Source organism: Sphingomonas sp. PAMC 26605 (assembly GCF_000241485.1).
In the GTDB taxonomy this organism is placed as follows: domain Bacteria; phylum Pseudomonadota; class Alphaproteobacteria; order Sphingomonadales; family Sphingomonadaceae; genus Sphingomonas.
In genome coordinates, this window is sequence record NZ_JH584241.1 from 1,653,435 (window position 1) to 1,669,526 (window position 16,092).

A 16,092-nucleotide genomic window follows, 5' to 3' on the forward strand; every position below is an offset into this window, starting at 1 on the left:
GGTGAAACTGCTCGCGGGAAAAACGGTGCTGGTCACGGGCGCGTCGGTCGGCATTGGTCGCGCCGTGGCGATCGGTGCGGCGCGGCACGGCGCGGATGTCGCGATCAATTTCCATGCCGACGATGCCGGCGCGGACAGTTGCGTCGCAGCGATCGAGGCGTGCGGGTGCAAGGGCATCGCGATCCGGGGCGATGTTGCCCATCTCGCGACCGCGACCGACTTCGTGGCGCGCGCGACCGAGGCGCTGGGGCGGGTCGACGTGTTCGTCAACAATGCCGGCATTTGCCCGTTCCACGCGTTTCTCGACATGCCGGCCGCGACGTTCGAGCGAACGATGCAAGTCAATCTTCACGGTGCGTATTTCATGGTGCAGGCCGCGGCGAACCAGATGGTCGCGCAAGGCGACGGCGGTGCGATCGTCGCGGTTTCGTCGATCTCGGCGCTTGTCGGCGGCGAGTTCCAGACGCATTACACGCCGACCAAAGCCGGCGTGCATTCGTTGATGCAGTCCGCCGCGATCGCGCTGGGAAAGCACGGCATCCGCTGCAATTCGGTGCTGCCCGGTACGATCCTCACCGACATCAACAAGGATGACCTTGCCGATTTGGCCAAGCGCGAGCGGATGGCCGCGCGGGTGCCGCTCGGCCGACTGGGCGATGCGGACGATCTTGTCGGGCCGATCGTGTTCCTGGCGTCCGACATGGCGCGGTACGTTACCGGTGCATCATTGCTGGTCGATGGTGGCGCGTTCGTGAATCTCCAATGAAGGCAGCGTCGGCGCTCGATTACCGAGAACTGGCGCGGCGTCGGCTGCCACGGTTCCTGTTCGACTATATCGACGGTGGCTCCTACGCCGAAGTGACGCTGAGGCGGAACGTCGCTGATCTCGAGAATATCGCGCTACGCCAGCGCGTGTTGAATGATGTGTCGGCGATCGACCCATCGGTGCGCCTGTTTGGCCATCGACAGGCGTTGCCCGTGATCCTCGCACCCGTGGGTTTGGCGGGCATGAACGCGCGGCGTGGCGAGGTGCAGGCTGCGCGCGCGGCGGCGGCGGCGGGCGTGCCGTTTTGCCTGTCCACCGTTTCTGCCTGCCCGATCGACGAAGTCGCGCGCGGCACCGAAACGCCGTTCTGGTTCCAGCTCTACATGATCCGCGACCGCGGCTTCATGAAGGATTTGCTTGCCCAGGCGAAGGCCGCGCAATGTTCGGCGCTGGTCTTTACGGTAGACATGCCGGTGCCCGGCGCGCGCTATCGCGACTATCATTCGGGGCTGGCCGGCGCTTCGGGCGCGATGGGCAATCTGCGCCGAATCTGGCAAGGCGCGATGCATCCCCGCTGGGCGTGGGACGTAGGCATTCACGGGCGCCCGCACCAGCTTGGCAATGTCGCGCCCGTGCTCGGCAAGGATAGCGGGCTGGAAGATTTCTTCGCGTGGATGCGCGGCAATTTCGATCCCACCGTCACTTGGCGCGACCTCGATTTCATCCGTGCCGAATGGGACGGGCCGCTGATCATCAAGGGTATTCTCGATCGCGACGATGCCATTACCGCCGCCGATATCGGTGCGGACGGCATCGTCGTATCCAATCATGGCGGACGACAGCTGGACGGCGTGCCATCCACCGCACGCGCATTGCCGGCGATTGCCGCTGCAGTCGGCACTCGCCTGACAGTGCTGGCCGATGGTGGGGTGCGATCCGGGCTCGACGTCGTTCGCCTGCTCGCGCTCGGCGCGGAAGGCATTTTGCTTGGGCGAGCGTGGGTCTACGCGCTCGCTGGGGGAGGGCAGGCAGGGGTCGCGCATTTGCTGCAACTGATTGAAGCGGAAATGCGCGTGGCAATGGCGCTGACCGGGTGCACGTCGGTAGCTGACATGGACCACAGTCGATTGGTCGATTAGATCGGTCGATGGCATACATCCCACAATACGGTACATTAGCACAGCATATAGAATTTTATTGTCGTTAGGCTGCGGTGTCGGTATGCACGATCCACAGCCTGCAACAGGGGTCGGGAGCGCTCTGGTGAAAATGTTGATGCGAACGACCGCGATGTCGATGCTCGCGCTTTTCCATATCCCTGCCGCCATGGGCCAAACCACCGCGCCCGATCACGTCTATGCGAGCGATTTGATAACGCGCTGGGGAAAGACCGTCACGGCCGACAATGCCTGGCGTAGCTATCCACGCCCCCAGCTCCGCCGCGATCGCTGGGCGAATCTCAACGGCAATTGGCAATACGCCATCCGGCCAGAAACGGACCCGGCGCCGACGATGATGGACGGCACGATCCTCGTTCCCTTCGCGGTCGAGTCGAAACTTTCGGGCGTTGGGCGCCGCGTCACGCCAAGCGACCGGCTTTGGTACAAGCGCCACTTCGACGTTCCCGCAGACTGGCGCGGGCAGCGCATTATTCTGCATTTCGGCGCGGTCGATTATCAGTCGGTCGTGTTCGTCAACGGCGCGATCGTCGGGACGCATCGCGGCGGTTCCGATCCCTTCAGCCTCGACGTCACCGATTATCTAAAGGCGGGCGGCAACGAGCTGACCGTCCAGGTCGCCGACCCGACCTCTGCCGACAATCAGCCGCGCGGCAAGCAACTGCTCAAACCGAATACAATCTGGTACACGGCGGTGACCGGTATCTGGCAGACCGTCTGGCTGGAGCCCGTGCCCGCGCTCCATATCGAGGACGTCAGGATGACGCCCGACATCGATCAGGGCGAACTCCATGTCGACGTCGTGCTCAATCATTCGGCCAGCGACAGCGACGCGGTGCGGATCACCGCGCTGTCGCATGGCAAGGTGGTCGCGTCGACGCTGCTGCGGGCCAATCGCCGTGCGACGCTTCCCATCGCGGGCGCGCATTTATGGAGCCCCGATGATCCGTTCCTGTACGATCTCAAGGTACAGCTCGTGAAAGTCGCCGATCCGGTGCCCGCCACGAAAGACGCAATCGTCAGCCCACACGGCGCCCGTGGGCGCTGGATGTTGAATTCGACCGAACGCGATTTCTATCGCGATGCCGTCGCGCTCGGCACGCCGTCCGACACCGTAACGGGGTATTTCGCAATGCGGAAAAGCTCGATCGGGCCGGGTCCCGTAGCCGGCCAACCGGCGTTGCTGCTCAACAACAAGCCGCTGTTCCAGAACGGCGTGCTCGATCAGGGTTGGTGGCCAGACGGGTTGCTCACTCCGCCATCGGAAGATGCGATGCGCTTTGAACTGGGCTTCTTGAAGAAGGCCGGGTTCAACATGCTGCGCAAACACATCAAGGTCGAGCCGGAACAATATTACTACGAAGCCGACCGCTTGGGGATCCTGATCTGGCAGGACATGCCCGCCGGCTTCGACGACGAAAGCCTCGACCAGCTTGCTCGCGAGCAATCGCAGGAAGAAGCGTTGATGCCGATATCGGCGATGAACGAATATGAAGCCGAGCTGACGCGGATCATCAACGCCTTGCGGAATCATCCTTCCATCGTCACCTGGGTCGTGAACAACGAAGGCTGGGGGCAATACGCATCGACTCGACTGGGCAAGATGGTGCGGAACCTTGACCCGAGCCGGATCGTCGACAAGGCGAGCGGGTGGCTCGATACGGGCGACGAGGGGTCCAACATTTTCGACATCCATACCTATGACGATGTCCTGCGCGTTCCCGCCAATCATGCCGCGCGCGCGATCGCGATCGGAGAATATGGCGGCGTCGGGTTGCCGGTCGCGGGGCATTTGTGGTTCCCGGAACGGCAAAGCTGGGGATATCAGGGCGCCGCGGACACCGCCGATTTTGCCAAGCGCTACACGACCAAGCTTGACGAAATCATCCGCCAAGCGCGGGAAAATGGCCTTGGCGCGGCGGTCTATACCCAGACGACCGACGTCGAGGGTGAAGTCAACGGCTTGCTGACCTATGACAGGGAAGTCGCGAAAATCCCGGCCGATCAGCTCGCGCGAATCCACGCGCCCCTGTTCCAGCGTCGTGAGTGACATGATGCGCCTGTCGACCCTTGCGCCTTTCGGCAGAGCGCGGCGCCGGTGACGCGCGAATCGATCACGACGAGCCGTTTCTTCAGCGCGTCGCCGCGCGACCATATCGACGCGGTCGAGGTTTTTGAGCGCAATAGTTCCCGCGTAGGCGCCCACCGTCATGTCATCGACGGGGATTTGGGGTCGCATGATCACGGTTTCCTGGAAATTGCGCTGGTGCTGGGCGGGACGGCGCTGCATCGGACCGTGCACGGCGACAAGCCGATCCACCGGGGAATGGGCATCGTCCTGCCGGCGGGCGGGTGGCACGCCTATCTCAATTGCGATCGGCTCGAGCTCTATGACTGTTACGTCGCGACCGACATGCTGTGGAACGAATTGTCATGGACCCGCGACGACCCCGTCTTCAGCCAGTTGATCTGGTCGCCGCGCTCCCTGAACCGCGACGGTGGCACGATGTTCGAGCTCCAGTCCGACGCCCTGTCGCGTGCGGTCGAGCAGTGCGATGCGATCCTGCGGCTGTCGAACGACACTAGCGCTATCAACACGACGGCGGCGCATGTCGGGCGGCTTCTGCTTCTGTTTCAGGAAATGCGCGGATCGGCGGCGCACGATTTTCAGGATGAGACCGCCGCGATGCCGGCCGCGGTGCGGACCTGCATCGAGTTGTTCGAAAAGGATGTCGCGCATAACTGGACTTTGGGCGAACTGGCCGACGCCGTCAGTCTCAACGGATCGTATCTGACGCGACTGTTTCATCGCTGGACGGGCCTGCCGCCGAAATCTTACCTTGCGCGCTGGCGCCTGGAGCGGGCGGCCGAATTGCTGTTGCATACCGACAAGCCAATTTCCACGATCGCGTGCGACGTCGGCTGGTTCGATTCCGGATTGTTCGCGCGCCATTTTCGCGCGCGCTTCGGCGTGAGCGCGTCGCAATATCGTGAGCATGCACGCAAACCGGCCACCGAACTCGTGCCCGATCCGGTGGTGCCGTAAACCGTCACGGCAAATGGAAGACGGTGTCCAGCGGCACGCTGACCGGCATCCCATCGGCATCGGTTTCCATCAACGGCGCCATCATGTCCCACCACTGCAACATGACCGGTGATTTAGGCAGATCATCCATCGCGTGATCGTCGGCGCGCCACAGCGTCGCGAACAGCGCATTGTAGTGCGCATCGTGGTGGATCGAATAATCCTGTATCCCCGCGCCGCGCAACAGCGCGACCAACTCGGGCGCGATCGCATCGTGGTGGCGGCGATAGGCGTCGAGCATGCCGGGCTTCAGCTGCATCCGGAACGCGATCTTTTCCATGCGTCGATCTCTCTTCCCATCGGGCATGGCCATCACTCCGCGTCGTGGGCCATCGCGTCGACCGGCGCGCCGAACACGTCCCTGACCTGGCGCAGATAAGCGAGGCCCGTGACCGTGTCTGGCAGCAGGTAGCTGCCCTCGGTCCATTCGTTCCAGGCATTGATCGTGATCACGCGTCCAGCCGCTGGGTGTCCGGCGACGAATTGCTTTGCGCGTTCGAGCGCCCTCCCGAACGCTTCCGGCGTGTTCCCTTCGAGTACCGCGTTCCACGGATAGCCACGGTCCAGATACGCGGCGTCCTGCTGCGTGCGTGGGGTCGGGTCCCATCCCATCGACACGTTGGGATGATAGGGCAGGGCGAACTGGTCGCGATATTTCTGCCATGCACGGTAACTATGGTCGGCTGCCTGGGCGTAGCTGCCGGCGGGAAAGCCATGCGTGCCCGGTTCGTAATGGTGTACCCAGGCATAGGTCGTGACGCTGGAGAAGCCCAGGTCACCGATCACCTGGTTGACGTCGCTCAATGCCGTCTCGCTCGGAAGCACGGTGAATCCCCATACGACACCGTTCAAATGCAATTCGCCGAGCCCGGCGTCGCGAACCTTGCCGCGGAAGGATTCGAGGGCTCGTTTTGCCGGGTCGATGCCGCCCAGGCCCTTTAGAAAAGTGCCGAGTTCATAGATCGAGAAATACAGGCCGCCATCCACGCGGAGGTAATTTGGCTGGCGGAAATACCGATCGACGATGTAGTCGGTCATCGCGTCGAACGCCTCGGCGCCGAGCGCGCCACCAGCCAGCAGTTCGGGGCTTCTATCGGCACTGGCGGGGAAAATGTTCAGCCAGTCGTGGTTGGCCCACATCAGCGCAAATTTCATCCGTGCGGTGTTGCCGGCTTGCAGGAAGCCCTGCTCGAGCGCGCGATTCAGGAACGGTTTTTCGCGGTACCAATACCAGTCGTAAATGAAGCCGGTGATGCCATGATCGACCGCCAGATCGATTTCCCGGGCACAGTTTCGCGGATCGGATTCATCCAGTTCACCCCAGGCGGGTACTTTGGGTTGCTGATGTCCGGGGTATCGCGGCTGGGCGGCACGGAGCAGGTCCCATTCGGTCCACGCCTCGCCATGCCAGATCGAGTTTTGCGGGTCGGCGTGAAATTGCGGAAAATAATATGCCAGCACGTCAATCGCGTCATGGCCCGATTGTTCGGTTGCCATCTCGTTCCTCATGTCGTTCTGCCCTCTCCTGCATAGGTTGTCCGCTAGATCTCTGTCTTGGCGCGTAAAGTAAAGGCTCGATGAAAAACAAAGTTCGCAGGTCAATAATGTCCAACGTACTAGTCAACTATGTCCTATCATCTACAATTGCATAATGCTTCGCCGGATGGCAGGTAGGTAAGCGGCTACAGCGAACATTTGTTGTTTATGCAAGCGGGCCACAATGAGAGGATGTTTGGGCTGGCAATGGGCAAATGCCTTGTCGGCTTACACCTCACGCAAAACAATTCGGCCGAAGAGCCGTTGGGGAGGTAAGGCGTGGTTAAAAGAACTATTTGGGCGAGTTTGGCGAAGGCTAATTTGAAAGCCTGCACCGCCATGACCGCGGGCATGTTGATGTCCGGCCCCGCCTTCGCGCAAACAGCGGCACCGGTCGCGCCCGGCGCGGCGCAGCCATCCGATGACCAGAGCACGCCGCAGTCTGTACCGCAGGCGCCGCCCGCCGCCGACAGCGGCGATATCGTCGTGACGGGCGTTCGCGGTAGTATCCAGCGTGCGCAGGACATCAAGCGCAACGCAACGACGGTGGTCGAGGCGATTTCAACCGAGGATCTCGGCAAGTTCTCCGACCAGAGCATCGGCGACGCGCTTGCCCGGGTGCCGGGTCTGCAGATCCAGCGCAACGACGACGCCAATTCGGGCGATCGCATTTCGATTCGCGGCCTCGGCCCCGGATTCGTCTCGGTCACGCTAAACGGCCGCGAGGCGCTGTCCTACGGTGACGGTGGCGCTAATCAGCGTATTTTCAATTTCGACGCCATCCCGTCCGAAATCCTTACTAACGTGTTGGTCTATAAATCGTCGCAGGCAGAGCAGGTCGAACCCGGTATCGCCGGGCAGATCGATCTGCGGACGTTGCGCCCGCTCGACCACAAGGGACACGGTGCCTTCGGCGGCTTGTCGGCGGAGGGTAGCTACGACGACATTGCGCACAAATGGACGCCGCGGATCAGCGGCTTCCTTGGCACCAAATTGCTCGACGATACGCTGGGCATCTATGTCTCGGGCGTATGGTCTGACACCAAGTTGCGGCAGGATTCGCTGACCGTCGATTATGTCAACCGCACCGTCCGGTCGATCAACAGCGCGGGCGTGGTGACGCCCATTCCGAATATTCTGGCACCGAGCATCGAGAATATCGCGGTACTGCGAAACGACCGTAAGCGGCTCGCGCTCAACGGTGCGGTCCAATACCGTCCGACCGACAATCTCGATATCAACCTTGACCTCACCTACAACCGGTACGAGATCAACCAGGACAACCCCGCGCTGCGCTTTTCGAGCGATACGATCGGCACCACGAACGGCGAGTTGCCGCCTTCCGCCTACAAGATCGTCAACGGCGCGCTTGTCTATGTCGATACCAGCGCAGCGCAATATTCTCAGCCAGGCGACGTGGTGCAGTCGACGTCGAATTATACCGTGCCGCAGAACATATTGAACAGCCGTCGCATCGAACAATATAATGGTGGTGCGAACTTCGCCTGGAAGAAGGACCGCCTCTCAATCACCGGCGATTTCGGCTATTCGAGCGTCACCCTACGGGCCAACGACTTCACCGGCCTGGTGTTCGCGCCCTATGCGTCGTTCATATATGACGGAACGAACCCCAAGGCCCCGCAATTCACGATTCTGCAGAACACGTTTCAGCGGATTTACGACCCCACGATTTTTCCGCCGAGCTATGATCTGGGCAACGCCTATCAGAACAAGTCGAAGCGGTATTCCTATCGGCTCGATATCGCGCGTGACGTCGATCTGGGCGGCTTTAACGTGAAACTGAAAGCGGGCGGGCGTTATGCCCGCACGACCGTGGATTTTCGATCGGGCGGCTTTTTCGATCTGTTCGGGTCCAACTTCGGTTATCCGACCATCCGATACCCCAACGGAACGGCGGTGCCGGGCGGTGCCTACACGCCGGACCGTGTCAATCAATTGTCGAATGCTATCAATACCGGTGAATTCATCACCCCATTCCAGGGCAGCAATTTGGGCGGCTATAACGGCAGCTTGAGGTTCCCGGCGCCTTCGTTTGCGGCCGGTTGCGCGTTTTTGACGACCGATTATTGCGGCTTCACCGGCCCACGATCGGCATTCGGACAAGCGAGCTTCAGTGGCGCGTTCCCGACTTCGGCGAACCCGCTCGACGCGACGCCGATCAATTCCAACGCGACGTACCTGATCAAGGAAGACAACCTCGCCTTTTATGGTCAGGCTGATTTCAAGGGCGAGGTCGGGTCGCTCGGGGTCGACGGTTCGGTCGGTGTTCGCGCCGTCACGATCACGGAAAATACGCAAGGGTTTGTCGGCACGCAATTCCTCGACGACCGCGTTTTCCGCATCAAGACGGCCCCCGACCAGTTGACGGCGGTGACCGATCGCAACCGCTATACCAAATTTTTGCCGACGCTTTCGTTGAACGTGCACCCGTCGCATGACCTGACGGTGCGTTTCAACGCCGCCAAGACTCTCACGTTGCCGGATTACGCTCAGCTGTCGCCGACCAGCAATACGATCAAATTTTTCGGGGGGGCGGCTTATGATCCGACCCGGCCTAATGACTCGAGCGGCGGAAACACACGGCTCAAGCCGATCACGTCGCTCAATTTCGATTTCACGACCGAATATTACACGCCTAACAAGGGCGCAATCGTCTTCAGCGCGTTTTACAAAAAGATCAGCAACTTCATCATAACCTCGACCGCGCCTGGCACTGTTGCGGGGCAGGGTGCCGAGGTATTCTCACTGACGGCGCCGCTCAATTTCTCGAGCGGATCGGCCAAGGGATTTGAAATCGGCTTCAACCAGCCCTTCACCTTCCTGTCGTCGCCGTTTGACGGTCTCGGCGTTCAGGGCGCGTATACCTATGTCGACAGTAAGGTCGATCAATTTTCCAGCGGCTCCGGGTCGAGTGTCAGTTTCCCAGGTTCGTCGAAGCACAATGTGAACGCGATCGCCTATTTCGAGAAATATGGCTTCAGCTTTCGCGCTGCGCTCAATTACCGGACGAGCTACCTGATCGGCACGCCGCTCGCGGCCGGCGCGGGGATTGCCGGCACCAACGTTTTCACGCGTCCGGAAACGAGGATCGACCTCAGTTCGTCCTACGCGATCAACAAGGCGGTCGAACTGTTCGGCAGCGTCACCAACGTGACGGCGCAGGGCCGTGCCGACTATCTGGGCACCGAAGCAGTGTTGAGCGCGATCTATAGTCGGCCGCGCACCTATACGATCGGCGTCCGCGGCAAGTTCTGATAAATACCGGGCCGGACGCCGGTTTTTTCGCTGGCGCCCCGGTCCAGGCGGATCATTGACCGGTCATCGGGAAGGCGGCCCGAACAATGTTCACCCCGGCGGTCGCCGCATGCGATGGTCCAAGTTTACCGATCGGAGAGCGTATTGAGTAGCAAGATCGTGACACCGCTCAGGTCCGCCATCAGTTATGGCATCGGGGAAGGACCGAATTCTCTGGTAACCAACGGGGTCAGCACGTTCGGCCTGCTATATTATACCGAGATCCTCCATATTTCGCCGGCGATTGCCGGCAGCGCCTTGTCGCTTTCCATTTTCTGGGAGGCCTTCACCGAACCGGTGATGGGGTATGTGAGCGACCAGACCCGATCACGCTTCGGTTCGCGCTTGCCGTGGATCGTGGTCGGGGGAGGCCTCATCGCCCTGGCGATGTATCTGTTCTGGCACATCCCTTCGCGCTTCACGGGCAACTCGACGGCGATCATCGTCTATCTGATCGCGGTGAACATCGCATTGCGCACCGGGTTGACGATGTATTTCATCCCCTATTTGGCATTGGGGTTTGAACTGAGCCCCAGTTACGATGGACGCTCTCGATTGCAAAGCTTTCGCTGGGTGTTCAACATGCTGGCCAATTTCCTGGGGCCTGCGCTTGCATGGAGCATTTTCTTCCGCGGGCACACCAGTGCGACAGGTGTCAGGGTGGACGGCACAGCGGTTGCTGAAAACTACGCGGCAATGAGCAGCGCGTTCGCGATCGCCATTCTGGTCATGATCGCGCTGCTGGCGCTCAGCACTTACCGGGACGGTCGATTTGCCGCGCAGCCCAAGCCCGAGCGGAAAGCTCGCCTGTGGAGCGAATTCGGGCAGGCCTTGCAGGATCGCAACATGCGCTGGCTGCTCGGCTTTGCTTTGCTTGTCCAGATTGCGTTGATGACGGTCGTGGCGCTGCAGACCTATGCCTATATTTTCGTCATGGATCTCGACAGCTGGCAACGATCGCTCGCGAATGGCGCGACGATGGTCGGCATGGCTAGCGGCGCTTTCGCGTCGACCTATCTCTGTCGCTGGCTCGACAAGAAACCGGTGGTGATGATCGGCGTCGTTGGGGGGATCATGTCGCATGCGCTGTTCGGCATTCTGTATCTGACGGGTGTGATCCACAGCGGCACGACGACGGGTTTCGTCACGTTCGTGCTGCTGCATGGGGGGTATTGGATGGGGTCGGGGTTCATCTTCCCGGTCGTCACCGCGATGATCGGCGACAGCGCCGAATTGCGCAGCGCGCGATCGCCTGGTCGGCACGAGGGGGTCTATTCCGCCGCGCTCAGCCTCAGCATGCGGATCGCCTTCGCGATCGGGCTGTTGGTGGGCGGCTGGTTGCTGTCCAACGTCGGCTTCCAGCCGGGCGCCGCCGTTCAGATGAGCGTGGAGGCCAAGCGTCAGCTGGCGGTCCTGCTCTTCTTCGTGACGCCAGCGATCGCGCTGCTCGGGCTTCCGGCGTTGCTGCGCCATCCCGTCAACCGGCAATCTTTCGAGGCGTCGACATGTTAGGCAAAGGACTATCGACAGGCGCGTGGATCGCGGCAATTTTCGGCATGTTCCTGGCCAGCGGCCAAGCGGCGCGGGCGGAGGACCGGGTTGCGACTTGGCATTCCTATGAAATCACGCTGACCGCTGCAAAGTCCTACGCCAACCCCTACAAGGAGGTCGCCGTTTCGGCGGTGTTCACCGGGCCGGCGGGCGAACGAATGGTCATGCCGGGATTTTGGGACGGCGGACATGTGTGGCGTATCCGCTTCGCCCCGCCCACGCCCGGTCGGTGGCGCTATGGGACGACGTCGTCGGCGGCACACGACCCGGGCCTGCAAGGCCGCTCGGGCGCGTTCACCGCAGTCCGCTATACGGGGAAACTGGCGATCTTTCGCCGCGGGTTCCTGAAGATCAGTGCGGACAACCGATACCTCACTTACGGCGACGGCACGCCCTTCTACTGGCTTGGCGACACCAATTGGGGCGGCTTCAGCAGCGCCGTGCCGTGGGCCGGCGCCGGCCGCGGCCCGTTCCGCACCATCGTCGATCGGCGGGTGAAGCAAGGCTTCACCGTGTGGAAGGCGGAAACCTTCGCCAACAACGACGAAGCCGAAAACGCCCCCGTCAACGAAGGCGGTTTTGCCTGGCGCGATCATCGCTATTTCGGCGAGCCCAATCCCGCATTCTGGCAAGAGATCGACCGCCGGGTGCGATACGTGGCGGATAGCGGGATGGTCCTGTCGATCGCGCAAGGGATCGGCCGTTCGCTGAAGACGGGGGCGATGACGGAAGATCACCGCCGCCTGGCCCTGTACATTCTGGCGCGTTACGGCGCGTATCCGACCGTGTGGATCACCGCGCAGGAGTTCAATCTCGAATCGCGCAATTCGACGGTGTGCGGCCAATGCTGGGCCGATATCGCGCGCTCCGTCTACGAAGCCGATCCGTACAAGCGGCCCAACAGCCTGCACTCGCGGACGGACAATCCGATCACTTACCACGATCAACCTTGGTACGGTTTCGTGACGTTGCAGGAAGGCCATGGCGCATCGCACCCGGTCGATTACTGGCTGAAGCAATACCACGCCGATCCGCCGCGGCCGGTGCTCGAGGACGAGGCGAATTACGATCACATCATCCCGCTCTACGCCGGTTCCAGCGAAACGATGACGCGTCAGTCGGCCTGGATGTCGCAGATCGGTGGTGCGTTCGGCTTCACCTACGGGGCCCAGGGCATTTGGTATGGCTGTGTCGATAAGATCAGCCCCAACCCGAACTGCGGTGCCGGCAAGGACGGCTATACTTGGCGTGAAGCGTTGGAATTTCCGGTCGGTAACACGCAGCTTGGTGCCATGCGCGCGTTCTGGACGGCGCTGCCATGGTGGACGCTGCACCCAGACGAACACCGGATCGCGTGGAATGATGCGCCGCGCGACAGCCAGCGGCCTTTCCAAAAATCGAACGCCGATCATAGCATCCTGGTCGCTTATCTGCCGGCGACGGTGGTCCGCTATACCGGCACGCTGACCGCGGTGCCCGGCACCCGACCGGACGCCCGCTGGTTCGATCCACGCACCGGAACGTACAGCCAGGCGGCCATCCGCAGGTCGGGCAATAGCGCGTGGATCGTCCCGTCGAAGCCGACCGGCGAGGATTGGGTCCTGCTGATCCGGCAAAACCGGGTGCAGCAGGGCGACGTACGCGCGCGATGATGGGCAGGCGCATGGGCTGCGAGATGACGCGGACGGCCACCGGAAGGGCCGCCGCTGCAGCCGAGTGGGGTGGGCCGATGCGCGCTTTGCGGATCGGTATGGCTTTGCACGGGTCGATCGGGCGACCATGTCGGAGGATGATATGCGAACGACCGGCGTGAAGGATGGAGCAGGGGCAGGCCGCGCTACCGGCCGCTCTGCGGTGCTTGCGGTAAGTCTGGGCGGGTTGCTGTTCGGTTTCGACACCGCAGTGATTTCGGGCGTCACCGCGGCGCTGCGGCATGTGTTCGCGCTCGATGCGGTGGGCCTTGGCAGCGCGGTTTCGGCGGCATTGGTCGGCACGCTCGTCGGCGCGCTCGGCGCCGGCCACCCGGGGGACCGCTATGGCAGCCGGACCGTGCTGATCTGGATCGCGGGCGCCTATATCATCTCGGCGCTGGGATCGGCGATGAGCACGAGCTTGCCCGAATTCGTCGGTTTTCGCTTTCTTGGCGGGCTTGCGATCGGCGGATCGTCGGTGCTGGCGCCGGTCTATATCGCCGAAGTCGCCAGTGCCGCGCGGCGCGGGTTCATGGTCGCGTCGTTCCAGCTCAACATCGTGATCGGCATTTTGGTCGCTTACGTCAGCAATTTCGTGATCGGCGCGATGGCGAGCGGTGACCTGGTCTGGCGCCTGAAACTGAGCGTCGCCGCGTTGCCGTCGGCGCTGTTCCTCGTCATGTTGCTGCGTATTCCGCCGTCGCCACGATGGCTGGTGCAGCGCGGGGAAGAGGGTAAAGCCCGTGCCGCGATCACGGCGCTCGGCATGGGCGATCCGGATGCGCTGGTACAGGCGTTCCGCAACCATCACCCCGCAACGGCCGCGCGCCTGAGCTGGGCCGCCCACCGCAAGCCGATCCTTCTCGCGGTGGCGATCGCGCTGTTCAATCAACTGTCGGGGATCAACGCGATCCTTTATTATCTCGGCGACATCTTTGCCTCGGCCGGGTTCGACAGCGTCTCTTCTGATGTGCAGTCGGTCGCTATTGGAATTGCCAATTTGATAGCAACTTTTGTCGGCATGACGGTGATCGACCGGATCGGCCGCAAGCCGCTTTTGCTCATCGGCGCAACGGGGACCGGGCTCGCCCTACTGGGGGTAGCGTGGATCTATTCCACCGGCCACGCTCAGGCGTGGTTACTGCCTGCGCTGATCGGGTTCATCCTCTTTTTCGGGATGTCACAGGGTGCCGTCATCTGGGTTTATCTGTCGGAAATCTTCCCCACCGGCGTGCGCGCCCGGGGGCAAGCCATCGGCAGTACGACGCACTGGGCACTGAACGCACTGATCGCGTTCGGCTTCCCCGTGATTTCGCAACACACCCGAGCAGCACCTTTCTGGATCTTCGCGGTGGCCATGGCCATGCAATTCATAATCGTCTGGCGCTTCTTCCCGGAAACGCGCGGCGTATCGCTGGAGGCGATGGACGCGATGATAACCCGCGGACATGCGGCCGCATCAGGCGCGTCGGCATCCCCCCATGCCGAGCCGGAGACCGAACGTGACGCCTGACCGACATACTATCATGCGCGGCCCCGGCGCGCTTGCGCTCGCGGCGGCCGTGCCCGGCGGGTGTTTGTCGACCCCAACGCTATACGCGACGATTTTCGCTTCAGACATTGCGCCATGGCGACCGGTGAGGGGCCTGTGCCGGCGAGGGAACACTATTGGTTGAGCCGCTCCAGCGCGATCCTCGGGGCATTCACCACGCTGGCCACCCGCTCGGCACGTTGCTCGACGAACCTGCTGCGCAGCGCAAAACCCGGAACGGCCTCCTCATTCGCCGGATTCGGCATCGCGCGATGCGCTTCATCGACGCGTGGCCTATGCGCCGTCACGAAATGCAATAGCACGTCGATCCGGCGGCGCATCGTGCGTCGCGCCGACCGTGCTCGCCCGCGCTTTGATCTGCGGCGCGACCCAGCGGATCGCGGTGTCGTTTGCTCCAGCCAAGATCGCCGCCACGCGCGACACCGCTTCGGCGCCGATTTCGGCGATCCCCACGCGCATCGTGGTGAGCGCCGGGGTGACGAAGCGCGCGAGCGGGATATCGTCGAAGCCGGCGATCGCGATGTCGTCGGGCACGCCGAGCCCGGCGCGCTGAAAGGCGACGAGCGCGCCGATCGCCATCATGTCGTTCGCCGCGAACAGCGCATCGGCCCGCTCGGCCTCTGCCAGCAAGGCCTGCGCCGCCGCGGTTCCCGATTCCTCTTCGAAATCGCCCGTCAGGACGCGCGGACTCAGGCCATGCCGGCTCATCGCGACGCTGTAGCCGGCGATGCGTTCCTCCGCGTCGCGATTGCCGCGCGGCCCCGACAGGTGGACGATGCGCCGTCGCCCGGACGCGACCAGATGCTCGACCATGGCATCGGCCGCGGCGACATTGTCGATGCGGAACTGCGGATGGTCCGCCGCGACGTCGGGACAGCTGATCAGGACGGTCGGCAAGCTGGGGGGAAGATGCGCGAGCAGGCGCTCGGGGTCGATATCGGGCGCCATGATGATCAGCGCATCGACCCGGCCGCGCATGAAGCGCAGCGTCTCGGTCCCGCGCTGATCGCCGTGCATGTTCGACAGCAGCAGTTGCAGCCCGCGCGCGGAGGCCTCGGCATCGATGCCGCGCAGCGCCTCGGAATAGAATTCGCCGTGGAGATCGGGCAGCATCACGCCGATCGCATTGGTCCGCGCGAGGCTGAGGCTGCGCGCACCGGTGTGCGGGACATAGCCGAGCGCCGCGGCAGCGGTCTGGACGCGTTCGCGCAGATTGGCGCGTACGTTGCCGTGGCCGTTCAGCGCGCGCGAGACGGTGGCGATCGAAACGTTCGCCGCCCGGGCGACATCGCGGATAGTGGCATGCGCCATAAAGCGAGGGTTTTCCGGCTGTTGTTCTCGACCCCGCTTGCACCACGAAAGCGGCACCGCGGCAAGGCTCTTGCTGTAACCGGTTACATTTGCGATAGGCTTCGCAA

12 protein-coding genes are annotated in these 16,092 nt (G+C 62.4%); 8 read left to right on the plus strand and 4 right to left on the minus strand.

Translation table 11 applies throughout. The features are described from left to right. The first annotated feature begins 1 nt into the window (after nt 1). The 4 genes from RH90_RS07700 to RH90_RS07715 all read left to right on the plus strand — a co-directional run bounded on the left by RH90_RS07700 (nt 2) and on the right by RH90_RS07715 (nt 4,990). Nucleotides 2-766, plus strand: coding sequence for an SDR family NAD(P)-dependent oxidoreductase (locus RH90_RS07700; protein ID WP_010184905.1), 765 nt, complete (start codon nt 2-4; stop codon nt 764-766). After that, nucleotides 763-1,905 (plus strand): FMN-dependent L-lactate dehydrogenase LldD, encoded by a 1,143-nt coding sequence (lldD, locus tag RH90_RS07705; protein WP_010184906.1) that lies wholly within the window; start codon nt 763-765, stop codon nt 1,903-1,905. The genes RH90_RS07700 and lldD overlap by 4 nt, the downstream gene beginning before the upstream one ends. A gap of 130 nt (nt 1,906-2,035) precedes the next feature. Then, nucleotides 2,036-3,994 carry a glycoside hydrolase family 2 protein gene (locus RH90_RS07710; RefSeq protein WP_010184907.1) on the plus strand — a complete coding sequence of 653 codons (1,959 nt, stop codon included), beginning with the start codon at nt 2,036-2,038 and terminating at the stop codon, nt 3,992-3,994. A 48-nt stretch (nt 3,995-4,042) separates the two neighbouring features. Next, nucleotides 4,043-4,990, plus strand: a complete 948-nt coding sequence (locus RH90_RS07715) for an AraC family transcriptional regulator (protein ID WP_010184908.1) — start codon at nt 4,043-4,045, stop codon at nt 4,988-4,990. A gap of 4 nt (nt 4,991-4,994) precedes the next feature. Here RH90_RS07715 and RH90_RS07720 read toward each other — a convergent pair whose 3' ends face one another. Together RH90_RS07720 and RH90_RS07725 are read right to left on the minus strand one after the other, a co-directional pair. After that, a complete protein-coding gene (locus RH90_RS07720) occupies nt 4,995-5,309 on the minus strand; it encodes an L-rhamnose mutarotase (protein WP_010184909.1) in 315 nt (104 codons plus the stop codon). Nucleotides 5,310-5,341: 32 nt separating this feature from the next. Continuing rightward, nucleotides 5,342-6,526 (minus strand): glycosyltransferase WbsX family protein, encoded by a 1,185-nt coding sequence (locus tag RH90_RS07725; RefSeq protein ID WP_010184910.1) that lies wholly within the window; start codon nt 6,524-6,526, stop codon nt 5,342-5,344. Between the two features lie 396 nt (nt 6,527-6,922). Between RH90_RS07725 and RH90_RS07730 the strand changes: the two genes are divergently transcribed. The 4 genes from RH90_RS07730 (at nt 6,923) to RH90_RS07745 (ending at nt 14,635) form a co-directional block, all read left to right on the plus strand. Further along, nucleotides 6,923-9,841: a TonB-dependent receptor gene (locus RH90_RS07730; protein ID WP_198283394.1), complete on the plus strand. Its 2,919-nt coding sequence runs from the start codon at nt 6,923-6,925 to the stop codon at nt 9,839-9,841. Nucleotides 9,842-9,985: 144 nt separating this feature from the next. Next, nucleotides 9,986-11,392: an MFS transporter gene (locus tag RH90_RS07735; RefSeq protein WP_010184913.1), complete on the plus strand. Its 1,407-nt coding sequence runs from the start codon at nt 9,986-9,988 to the stop codon at nt 11,390-11,392. Between the two features lie 44 nt (nt 11,393-11,436). Continuing rightward, complete coding sequence (locus tag RH90_RS07740) at nt 11,437-13,083, plus strand: apiosidase-like domain-containing protein (RefSeq protein ID WP_010184915.1); 1,647 nt, start codon at nt 11,437-11,439, stop codon at nt 13,081-13,083. A 142-nt stretch (nt 13,084-13,225) separates the two neighbouring features. After that, the gene (locus RH90_RS07745; RefSeq protein ID WP_051124765.1) at nt 13,226-14,635 is read left to right on the plus strand and encodes a sugar porter family MFS transporter; all 1,410 of its coding nucleotides are present in this window, start codon (nt 13,226-13,228) and stop codon (nt 14,633-14,635) included. Nucleotides 14,636-14,787: 152 nt separating this feature from the next. On the opposite strand, the gene RH90_RS23385 is transcribed toward RH90_RS07745, so the two are convergent. Beyond that, nucleotides 14,788-14,994 carry a hypothetical protein gene (locus RH90_RS23385; protein WP_157134553.1) on the minus strand — a complete coding sequence of 69 codons (207 nt, stop codon included), beginning with the start codon at nt 14,992-14,994 and terminating at the stop codon, nt 14,788-14,790. Further along, nucleotides 14,948-15,985: a LacI family DNA-binding transcriptional regulator gene (locus tag RH90_RS07750; RefSeq protein WP_010184919.1), complete on the minus strand. Its 1,038-nt coding sequence runs from the start codon at nt 15,983-15,985 to the stop codon at nt 14,948-14,950. The genes RH90_RS23385 and RH90_RS07750 overlap by 47 nt, the downstream gene beginning before the upstream one ends. Nucleotides 15,986-16,092 lie beyond the last annotated feature (107 nt).